The sequence below is a fragment of the Candidatus Kryptonium thompsonii genome (genome assembly GCF_001535985.1).
Classification (GTDB): domain Bacteria; phylum Bacteroidota; class Ignavibacteria; order Kryptoniales; family Kryptoniaceae; genus Kryptonium; species Kryptonium thompsonii.
The window spans coordinates 17,078-27,800 of sequence record NZ_CZVS01000025.1 but is presented as its reverse complement, the minus strand read 5'-3'; the positions used below and the strand labels follow the sequence as shown (position 1 = coordinate 27,800).

Below are 10,723 nucleotides of genomic sequence, written 5' to 3'. Positions count from 1 at the left end.
TATTCCAATAATAAAAGATAAAGCACCAAGTCCTAAAAAAATAAAGCTGCTCGTCCTAATACCTGGTTAAAGTACAGCTATATTCGGATCTTCAGGGTTATAATAAACAGTAACAGGCATACCGACAGTATACTTACTTGCCCTCTTTCTTGCAGAAGATGGAAAAGCAAAACCCCGTGCAGGTCCAAAGTGAATCGCATCTGATAAATAGGTGACGCCATCTACTGAGTATTCATAAGATATATCAGGAAAATAGAAGGTGCCTTCACTATCGCTAACTTTTTTAATTCCTGAAAATGTTATCTTTCCTGTTGTAGTAGGCCAGGATTTACTTGCCCTTCCCCTTCGTATATCACGGAGTGAAAATAAAAATGCCCATGCTCCCGCGATCAAAAAGCTGGAAGACATAATAAAGCCGAAGATAGCCACAGTTATTGGCATTTCAGAGTTTTCCATCTCACTACCCTTCCTTTATTTTTGCCCTCAAAAGGTGGGATGAAGTTTTTTCAAGAACAATGATATGATATTTCGGGTTCTCAGGATCAATGAGGATGTTTATTTCATTCCCCACCACAAGTCCATATGCTTCCCTCTCTGAAAGCTCATAACCTTTCCCTTTATATAGCCTTCCATAGGCATCCCTATATTCATAATACAACCTCCTCTCGCCAGGTGATTCTATTATTTTAGTTATAGTCCCTTTTACAGGAACACCTGTAGTCCGAATCCTCTGGCACTTCTTTTCACTTATTATCATGAATATTCCAGCTGCAATGAAAAGTAATCCAAATGATGTAATTACAATACCCTTTATAAAACTATCATAGAAACGCCCCCAGTAATTTCCCTTGGAAAGATAAGATAAAAGGCTGTAATACAGCTCATAACCACCGTATAATAAAAATCCACCTCCTGTCAAGAAAAGCGAACCACCAAACAGAAAAATTCTTTTCATGGTGTGGACCCGGAATTTATCTTTCGTGTAAATTCTGATATAAAGTAGAAATTTTTTCGATTTTTGTCAAGGGGGCATTTTTAAATTCAATTTCCATACTTGTTGTGAGTTGCTTATCAATAAGTTGCACAAATAAAACACGATTCATCAATTTGTGCATTTTGTTCCCATTTATACTCGGGACGGATGAAGGTGGCAATTGTGAATTGCTCGCACAAATTTGTATTTATTTTGTTTTGATTATTAAATTAATTACTGAAGTTGGGCGCTTAGCTCAGTTGGTCCAGAGCGCTACCTTCACACGGTAGAGGTCGCAGGTTCGAATCCTGCAGCGCCCACAAAATTATTTTAAGTGGGGTCATCCGACGAGGCATTAAATTCGCGATTTCGCAGTTGATTTAAAAAATTAATTTTGTTAGATTATTTTGAAAACTAAAATGGAACGAAATGAGCGTTGCTGAAATCCTGAAAAAGGCGCGCGAGGATCGGAATTTAACCCTTAAAGATATCTCAAAAAAGACAAGGATAAGCGAGAAATTACTTGAAAAGATAGAGGCGGGGGTTTATGATTTCGCTCCTGAACCATATGTTAGAGCCTTCGTCAGAAGCTATGCAAAAGCAGTTGGGCTAAATCCAGATGAAATTATAAAAGAATATGAAAAGGAACTTGTTTCTTTAAAACCTGCCGTTGAAAAAAGAGAAACACCAAAGATTAAGCTTGACCTTGCTTCTTTTATCTCCGAAAATGCCTTATGGCTGGTTGGTGCGCTCATTATAACATTCATAGCTTTGTTCATTTTCATTGGTGTTGAAGAAGAAAAGAAACCAGTTGAAAAGAAAAGCTTTGAAACAGCGGTTGAAGAAATTTCAAAACTTGAAACTACTAAAACTATAGAACAAAAAGCAAATATAGAAATTGACAGTCTCGATTTGAAAGTAACCGCAACTGATTCCGTATGGTTCAGCGTTATAATTGATAGTTTTCAGGTAAAAGAGTTCTTAATGTCTCCGGGCTCAAGTTTAAGATTAAAAGCGAAAAACAGTTTCAATTTCACTATCGGAAATGCCGGCGGGATAAAATTTACTCTTAACGGACACGAACTTGAATCTTTGGGTGAAAAAGGGGTGGTGATAAGAAATTACATTATTGATAGAGAAAAATTAAAGTCGCTTCTATCTCAAAGGTAAAACAAAATCCCCCTCACAGACATGAGGCACATTGACCCGAAAATCATTGAAAGAATTGAGCAGTTAAGAAAAGAAATAAGGGAACATGATTACAGGTATTATGTCCTTGCAGAACCTATAATTTCCGACTTTGAATACGATATGTTGATGAGGGAGTTAATTGAGCTTGAGAAGCAATATCCAGAACTTATAACCCCGGACTCACCAACGCAGAGAGTAGGTGGGCAACCAACAAAGGAGTTTCCAACTGTCACGCATCCGAGCCCAATGTTAAGTTTAAATAATGCCTTCACAATTGAGGAAATAAAAGATTTTGATAGAAGAGTTTCAGAATTACTTGAGGGTGAAAAATATAAATATGTTGCTGAGTTAAAATTTGATGGTGTTGCTGTAAGATTGAAATATGAAAATGGAATCCTTGTTCTTGGGGCAACTCGAGGAGATGGAATTCAAGGCGACGATATCACAAATAACATAAAGACGATCTGCTCAATTCCATTGCGATTGATGAACCCAGATGAAAAATTTTTAAACATTGAGGTTCGTGGAGAAGTTTACATGAATAAAATTGATTTTGAAAAGTTAAATGAGGAACGAGAACGACTTGGTGAAAAAATTTTTGCAAATCCACGCAATGCGACCGCTGGAACTTTAAAACTTCAAGATCCAACTCTTGTTGCACAAAGACCATTAAGATTTTTTGCTTATTACTTATCAGCTGAGGGGATTGAACTTACAAGTCACTATGAAAACTTGCAAACTTTAAAAAAACTTGGTTTCCCTGTTTGTGAACATATCAAGCTTTGCGAAAACATAGATGAGGTTATTGATTTCTGGAAATACTGGGAAGAGCACAGAGATGATTTGCCATATGAAATTGACGGCGTTGTTGTTAAAGTTGATTCAATTCGTCAGCAGGAAATTCTCGGTGCGATAGCTAAAAGCCCAAGGTGGGCAATTGCTTTCAAGTTCACTCCAAGACAAGCGCAAACTAAACTTCTTGGGATCACGCTTCAAGTCGGAAGGGTCGGAACTATCACCCCAGTCGCTGAACTTCAACCTGTTCCACTTGGTGGTGTAACTATAACAAGGGCAACGCTTCATAACGAGGACTACATCAAAGAAAAAGACATAAGGGTTGGCGACACTGTAATAGTTGAGCGAAGTGGTGAGGTGATCCCAAAGATCGTAGGAGTTGTACTTGAAAAGCGCCCACCAGATGCGGTTCCATTTGAATTTCCTAAAACATGTCCTGCATGCGGCGGACCGATTGAAAGACCAGCTGGTGAAGCAAATTATTATTGCGAAAATCCAGAATGCCCAGCTCAGGTAAGAGCCAGAATTGAACACTTCGCATCAAGGGGAGCAATGGATATTGAAGGGCTTGGCGAGGCAATTGTTGATAAACTTGTCACTCTTGGTTTTTTGAAAAATTATGCCGACATTTATGAGCTCTATAAACACAAAGCGAAGCTTGTAAAGATCGAGGGATTTGGCGAGAAAAGTGTGCAAAATTTGTTAAATTCAATTGAAAACAGCAAAAAGCAGCCATTTCACCGCGTTCTTTACGCCCTTGGAATAAGGTATGTCGGTTCCGAAACAGCAAAACTTCTCGCTGACGCTTTCGATTCAATTGATGAACTTATTAAAGCGACACCTTCACAGATAGAGTCTGTTTACGGAATCGGACCGAGAATAGCCGAAAGCGTTTACAAATTTTTCCACGATCAGCGAAATCTTGAGCTACTGGAAAGACTAAGAAATGCAGGATTGAATTTCGAGGTTAAACCTGAGGAAAAGGCTAAGAAGAAACTTGCTGGTAAAACATTTGTCTTCACAGGAACTTTGAAGAACTTCACTCGTGAAGAAGCGAAGGAAAAGGTTGAAGAATTGGGTGGAAAAGTGAGCAATAGCGTAAGCAGAAAAACTGATTATGTCGTTGTTGGTGAGAACCCCGGTTCAAAATATGATAAAGCAAGGCAACTGGGCGTTAAAATAATAACCGAAGAAGAATTTCTCGAACTTATTAAATAAAAATGGAGCAAAAAATGCATAGAAATTTATTTTTGATTCTTGTCATCATAATAGGTAATTCTTTGTTTTCGCAAACTTTGCCTGGGAAATTTGGATTTGGTGCGGATCTTGGCGTTTCCATCTTTCAGGGGCAATCAAAGCCAGATGTTCAACCTATAGGGGATGCAAAAGTAAGGTTGGGAATTTTTGATTTCTTTTCAGTTGTTGGAAAATTTTCTGGTGGATGGGTTGGATTCAAGGATAAAAATACTAACTTAAGAAACTGGTCTACAGTTATAGCGGGTGAATTGCAGGGTGAATTTCACATAGTTCCAAGAAGTAGATCAGACGCATACTTTTTCATCTCAGCTGGGATGATTCACTACCAACCCAATATACCTACTTATATGGGTAAAAACACGCCAACAGTTGGATTTGGGCTTGGATTGAATATGTATGTAAAGCATTTCCTTTCGATTGATTTTTCAACATCTTACAACTTAACAACGAGAGGCGACTTTGATGGGAATCCTTCAACCAAGGATAAAGATGGATTTATCACTTTGAAGGTTGGGCTTTCATATTACTTTTATGATAAAGAATATGTTCGTCAGGCATACATAAGGGGCAGAAGATCAAAGTGACAAGTTTAAAATGTTAAAAGACATCCTTCAAAAGACAATTATTTCATTTGCGAAATTAAGAAGTGAAGTTAAAGGGAGGAAAATTGTTAATTTCACGCAAGCATTTCAAAGGGCAAGATACATTGTCGTCATAATGCCAAGGAAGATCGAGCAGTTCCTGATTGCCTACGAGATGCTTAAAGATATCCCAAGCAGATATAATATAACCGTTATAGCCACATCGGATTTTAAAGAATATTTCACGATAAAGAGATATCGCTATATTGAAGTTGGGCAGGACAATATTTCAATTTTTGGATTGCCCAAGAAAAACTTTGTTAAAAAACTTGTTTTGTTCAGGTATGACATTGCAATTGATATGAGTTTTGAATTTGATCTTTTCAATGCTTGGCTTTGTCAAGAGCTCAATGCTGGAATAAAGATTGGTTTCAAGCGCGACAACGCAGATTTATTCTATAATTTTCAGCTTGCTCTAAGCAGAAACATAGATTTAAAATCGGCTTACTCAGGGATAATCAACACTTTAAGTATTTTTTAATTCAAAGTTTTTGATGTATGAATTTTGAGATACTAAAACCAGATAAAAACACGATAATATTTAAACTTCGCGAAAAGAAGCTCGATGCGACGCTCTCACCCGAATTAAAAGCTGAATTTCTCGCTCTATGCCAGAGTAATGTAAAGAGGTTAATAATTGATTTATCACAGGTTGAATACTGTGATAGTTCTGGTTTAAGTTCGCTTTTATTTTGTGAAAGAAGGATGCGGGAAAATAAGGGCGATGTTACCCTTGTCGGCGTCACTGATAAAGTTTTAAGCTTAATGAAAATAGCAAGGCTCGATCCACTTTTTAAAATTGCCCCTTCTATAGATGAGGCGCTCGATTCAAAAACAAAAAAGTAAACTAAATGAACTTTGGTTTAATTGATTGGTTAATCGTAGTTCTTTACCTTCTCGGGGTTCTTATCTTCGGGATAATTTCGGGCGGAAAGCAAAGGAACACACTTGATTATTTTCTCGGAGCGAGGCAAGTCCCATGGCTTGCAGTTTGCTTTGCAGTTGTCGCAACAGAGACGAGCGCGTTGACATTTTTAAGCATTCCTGGGGTTGCATATGCAACGAATTTAAATTTCCTACAGTTAACCTTTGGTTACATCTTGGGCAGAATCGCTGTAAGTTTTCTTCTTTTGCCAGCTTATTACCGCGGTGAGCTTGCGACGGCATATCAATTTTTAGGAATAAGGTTTGGGCGAAAGGTTAGAAATTTTGCATCAATTGTTTTTATGTTAACGCGCCTTGCGGCTGATGGCGTTAGATTATTTACAACGGCTATACCCCTTGCGGTGATTTTGAAAAATTCCGCTCAGTTCGCAGGATGGTCAGATACGCAAATTTATATAACTTCAATTACTGTCATCTCTGTTATCACATTCCTTTACACATTCATCGGCGGGGTAAGAGCGGTCATATGGATGGATGTTGTTCAAATGTTTATCTACATTGGCGGTGCTATTGCAGCAATTATCGTTCTTGGGAGCAAGATAGATGGTGGAATTTCACAAGTGATTAGCTTTTCAGCGGAGAAATTTAAAATTATAAACTGGGGATTTGATAAGCCGCTAAAAGAATTTTTTAATCAACCATACACTTTATTTGCAAGTTTAATTGGCGGTGCATTTCTTTCGATGGCTTCACATGGAACGGATCAACTCATCGTTCAACGACTTCTTACAACTGACTCGGTAAAAAACAGTCAGAAAGCCCTTATAACAACTGGATTTATAGTGGCGGTTCAGTTTTTCATCTTTTTATTCATTGGATTGATGCTTTACACTTTCTACAATGGGACAAAAATGAATCCAAATGAAGTCTTTGCGGACTTCATTGTAAAATATATCCCTTCTGGGATCTCAGGTTTAATAATTGCTGGGCTCTTTGCAGCTGCGATGTCAACGCTTGCAGGCTCAATGAGTTCGCTTGCATCCTCAGCAATGATCGACATTTATAAACCATATTTTGGTAAAAATCAAGACGAAAGAAATGAGCTAATCATTTCAAGAATTATAACTGCTGTATGGGCTGTTCTTCTTGTTGGCTCGGCGATATTCTTTATGAGAACAGAAAAAACCGTCGTTGAACTTGCCTTAAGCATTGCCTCATTTACATATGGTGGATTGCTTGGGACATTTCTTCTTGGGGTTCTGTTCAAAAAGGTTGACGAAACAAGCGCACTCGTTGGATTTATAGCTGGAATCCTTGCGATGGTTTATGTCATTTTGAATACGAAAATTGCTTGGACATGGCATACTTTCATTGGAGCTGGAACGACTATAATTTTTGGTAACTTGGTTCAAATGCTGAGAAGTCATAAGTAGTTTGAACTTTGGGATAAAAAATTTTTAAATTTGTGAAAAAAGTTAAAAATAAATCTTGGAGGGAAAAATGAAATTGCCTCGCTTTAAAAATGAACCTTTTACCGATTTCTCGAAACCTGAGAATCGCAAAAAGATGGAAAAAGCTCTCGCAAAAGTTGAGAGCGAACTTGGAAAAGAATACGATATCATAATCGGTGGTGAAAGGATCAAAACCAATGAGAAGTTTTACTCTTATAATCCGTCGAAGAAAGATCAAATCGTTGGTATTCTACAAAAAGGTAATGCTGAACTTGCAAACAAAGCAATCGAGGTAGCAAATGAAGCCTTCAAAGAATGGAGCATGACTAAACCTGAATATAGAGCAAAAATTATGTTAAAAGCTGCGCAGCTATTGCGTAAAAGAAAATTTAAATTTGCAGCATGGCAAGTTTTTGAGGTTGGGAAAAATTGGGCTGAAGCTGACGCTGATGTAGCTGAGGCAATTGATTATCTTGAATATTACACCCGCTGGATGCTTCACTATGCGAAAGGGGCCCCAGTTGTCAAATATCCAGGCGAAAAGAATGAAATGGTTTACATTCCGCTTGGCGCAGGTGCTGTGATCCCACCATGGAACTTTCCGCTTGCAATTTTGCTTGGAATGACGGTTGGAGCTCTTGTGACTGGAAACACAGTTGTACTAAAGCCATCGAGCGATTCACCAGTCATTGGAGCAAAGTTTTACGAGTTGATGAAAGAAGCAGGACTTCCCGATGGTGTTCTTAATTTTATCACTGGTCCTGGTTCAAGCGTTGGCGATACATTAGTTGCACATCCAAAGACAAGATTTGTAGCTTTCACGGGTTCAAAAGAAGTTGGAATCCATATATATGAACTCGCTTCAAAAGTTCAACCTGGACAAAAAATGGCTCAAGCGCGTAATCGCTGAAATGGGCGGAAAAGATGCAATAATTGTTGATAATGAAGCAGACCTTGACGCAGCAGTTAAAGGAGTTGTGGTTTCAGCATTTGGCTATCAAGGTCAAAAGTGTTCTGCCTGTTCAAGAGCGATCGTTGTTGAAAGCGTCTATGATAAATTTGTTGAAAAACTCGTTGCTGAAACCGAAAAACTTGAAATAGGACCTGCTAAAGAAAATTATCCAGTCGGACCTGTAATAAATGCAGGAGCTCAACAGAAAATCCTTTCATACATTGAAATTGGAAAATCCGAAGGTAAATTATTGACAGGTGGAGAAGCGGTACGCCAAGATGAAGGTTATTACATTAAGCCAACAATCTTCGCTGATGTTGATCCTCATGCGCGAATTGCTCAAGAAGAAATTTTCGGTCCCGTGCTTGCAGTTATAAAAGCAAAAGATTTTGACCATGCAATTGAAATTGCAAATGACACTGAATATGGTTTGACGGGCTCAGTTTATACAAAGAATCGAAAGAAAATCGAAAAAGCAAAGAAACTTTTCCATGTTGGTAATCTTTACATAAATCGCAAATGCACAGGCGCAATTGTCGGCGTGCATCCTTTTGGCGGATTCAATATGAGCGGAACTGATTCAAAAGCTGGTGGTCCTGATTATCTCTTGCTCTTTTTGCAAGGAAAAGCAATATCTGAAAAAATCAAATGAGTTAAAAACAAAAACCGCACTTAAATGAAAATACACGAATATCAAGCAAAGGAAATCCTGAAAAAATTCGGCGTTGCCGTTCCCAAAGGTCGCGTCGCCTTCACACCTGAGGAAGCCGTTGAAGTGGCAAAAGAAATAGGTGGCAATGTCTGGGTTGTAAAAGCCCAAATTCATGCGGGTGGAAGAGGGAAAGCAGGCGGGATAAAACTCGCAAGAAGTTACGATGAAGTTTACGAACACGCGAAAAATATGCTTGGAGCAAAGCTTGTAACATATCAAACAGGTCCAGAAGGAAAAATCGTTAAAAAGGTTCTTGTTGAACAAGGTTTAAGCATTCAAAAGGAACTTTATGTTGGTATAACGCTTGACAGAAGCACTTCAAGAAATGTTGTCATGGTATCAAGCGAGGGTGGAGTTGAAATCGAGCAAATCGCTGCTGAAAGTCCTGAAAAAATTTTAAAAGAGTATGTCGACCCTAAAGTCGGATTCATGCCATACCAGGCGAGAAGACTTGCATTTGGGCTTGGACTTGATGGTGAGGCGTTTAAAAATGCGGTCAAATTTCTTCTCGCCCTTTACAAAGCTTATGAAGAAACTGACGCTTCACTTGCTGAAATTAACCCACTCGTACTTACAACGGATGGACAGGTTCTCGCCCTCGATGCAAAGATGAACTTTGATGACAACGCGTTATTCAGGCATCCAGAAATAGTTGAAATGAGAGATATCGATGAAGAGGACCCACTTGAAGTTGAAGCATCGAAATACAATCTCAACTATATTCGTTTGAAGGGAAACGTTGGATGTATGGTCAATGGTGCAGGTCTTGCGATGGCAACGATGGACTTGATAAAACTTGCTGGTGGAGAACCAGCAAACTTTCTTGATGTTGGAGGCGGTGCAAAAGCAGAAACAGTTGAACAAGGATTTAGGATAATTCTTTCCGACCCAAATGTTAAAGCAATACTCATAAACATATTCGGTGGAATTGTTCGATGCGATCGCGTCGCACAAGGAGTCGTTGAAGCTGCACGAAAGGTTGGTGTAAATGTTCCTGTGGTTGTGCGACTTGAGGGGACAAACGCAGAGGAAGGAGCTAAAATTTTGAAAGAATCTGGTCTTAATTTTATCGTTGCAAATGGCTTTAAAGATGCAGCTGAGAAAGTCGTCAATGTCTTAAAAGAGCTTGGAATCAATTAAGCAAAAATTTGGGAGGGTATCAATGCCCTCCCTTTTTAAAAACTTTAAATTACGCTTTTAAGAAATGCCCAAAAAGCTTATAACTGAAAAAACAGTCGTTGATTTTTTCAATCAGGGGAAAACGGAAATTGAAATTGATAAAAATACGATTGTAACACCTTCGGCAAGGGACAAAGCTCTTCAACTCAAAGTTAAGTTTATAGAAAAGCAAGAAACAGCTCAAAAACTTAATTATCCATTAAAGCCTGAGCCAAAAGCAGATGGTAAGAAAATCGTCGCAATTGCAAGCGACCATGCTGGTTTCAAACTGAAAGAAGAATTAAAAAAATTCATTTCAGATCTTGGTTACTCAGTTCTTGATTTAGGAACAAATTCAGAAACACCGGTTGATTATCCCGACTTCGCATATGCGGTGGCTTATGCGCTTGTATCGGGAAAAGCATGGCGTGGAATAGTAATCGACGGCACAGGCGTTGCATCGTCAATAGTTGCGAATAAGGTTCCGGGTATAAGAGCAGCATGTTGTCACAACGAGTTTATTGCAAGAATCAGCCGAGAGCATAATGATGCGAACATTCTCACCATCGGGGCAAGGGTAATTGGAAACGAGCTTGCAAAAGAGATAACAAAAACTTTTCTTGAAACAAATTTTGGTGGTGGAAGACATTTACAAAGGTTAAACAAAATTGTTGAAATCGAGAAAAAATATCTAAAGCAAAAATGAAC

Annotated in this window: 10 protein-coding genes, 1 tRNA gene and 1 pseudogene; 10 read left to right on the top strand and 2 right to left on the bottom strand. The window is 38.5% G+C overall.

Annotated features, from left to right (window positions below; translation table 11 throughout):
• Nucleotides 1–66: 66 nt before the first annotated feature.
• Both AWW78_RS04630 and AWW78_RS04625 read right to left on the bottom strand, forming a co-directional pair.
• Nucleotides 67–456: a DUF3592 domain-containing protein gene (locus tag AWW78_RS04630; RefSeq protein WP_047134361.1), complete on the bottom strand. Its 390-nt coding sequence runs from the start codon at nt 454–456 to the stop codon at nt 67–69.
• 4 nt (nt 457–460) lie between these two features.
• Entirely contained in the window at nt 461–955 is a 495-nt protein-coding gene (locus tag AWW78_RS04625; RefSeq protein ID WP_047134360.1) for a DUF3592 domain-containing protein, read from the bottom strand.
• Nucleotides 956–1,218: 263 nt separating this feature from the next.
• On the opposite strand from AWW78_RS04625, the gene AWW78_RS04620 reads away from it, so the two are divergent.
• The 10 genes and pseudogenes from AWW78_RS04620 (at nt 1,219) to rpiB (ending at nt 10,721) form a co-directional block, all read left to right on the top strand.
• Nucleotides 1,219–1,293, top strand: a tRNA-Val gene (locus AWW78_RS04620).
• Between the two features lie 109 nt (nt 1,294–1,402).
• Nucleotides 1,403–2,143: a helix-turn-helix domain-containing protein gene (locus tag AWW78_RS04615; RefSeq protein WP_047134359.1), complete on the top strand. Its 741-nt coding sequence runs from the start codon at nt 1,403–1,405 to the stop codon at nt 2,141–2,143.
• Between the two features lie 30 nt (nt 2,144–2,173).
• Nucleotides 2,174–4,177: an NAD-dependent DNA ligase LigA gene (ligA, locus tag AWW78_RS04610; RefSeq protein ID WP_047134369.1), complete on the top strand. Its 2,004-nt coding sequence runs from the start codon at nt 2,174–2,176 to the stop codon at nt 4,175–4,177.
• Nucleotides 4,178–4,191: 14 nt separating this feature from the next.
• Nucleotides 4,192–4,800, top strand: coding sequence for a hypothetical protein (locus AWW78_RS04605; RefSeq protein ID WP_047134358.1), 609 nt, complete (start codon nt 4,192–4,194; stop codon nt 4,798–4,800).
• 10 nt (nt 4,801–4,810) lie between these two features.
• On the top strand, nt 4,811–5,338 hold the full coding sequence (locus tag AWW78_RS04600) for a DUF6913 domain-containing protein (protein ID WP_047134357.1): 528 nt from the start codon (nt 4,811–4,813) through the stop codon (nt 5,336–5,338).
• Nucleotides 5,339–5,355: 17 nt separating this feature from the next.
• Nucleotides 5,356–5,703, top strand: a complete 348-nt coding sequence (locus AWW78_RS04595; RefSeq protein WP_047134356.1) for an STAS domain-containing protein — start codon at nt 5,356–5,358, stop codon at nt 5,701–5,703.
• Nucleotides 5,704–5,708: 5 nt separating this feature from the next.
• The gene (locus AWW78_RS04590) at nt 5,709–7,175 is read left to right on the top strand and encodes a sodium:solute symporter (RefSeq protein ID WP_047134355.1); all 1,467 of its coding nucleotides are present in this window, start codon (nt 5,709–5,711) and stop codon (nt 7,173–7,175) included.
• Nucleotides 7,176–7,242: 67 nt separating this feature from the next.
• Nucleotides 7,243–8,797 (top strand): annotated as a pseudogene (gene pruA / locus AWW78_RS04585) (L-glutamate gamma-semialdehyde dehydrogenase).
• Between the two features lie 24 nt (nt 8,798–8,821).
• Nucleotides 8,822–9,997 (top strand): ADP-forming succinate--CoA ligase subunit beta, encoded by a 1,176-nt coding sequence (sucC, locus tag AWW78_RS04580; RefSeq protein WP_047134354.1) that lies wholly within the window; start codon nt 8,822–8,824, stop codon nt 9,995–9,997.
• Between the two features lie 64 nt (nt 9,998–10,061).
• Entirely contained in the window at nt 10,062–10,721 is a 660-nt protein-coding gene (gene rpiB, locus AWW78_RS04575; RefSeq protein ID WP_082349235.1) for a ribose 5-phosphate isomerase B, read from the top strand.
• Nucleotides 10,722–10,723: the final 2 nt, after the last annotated feature.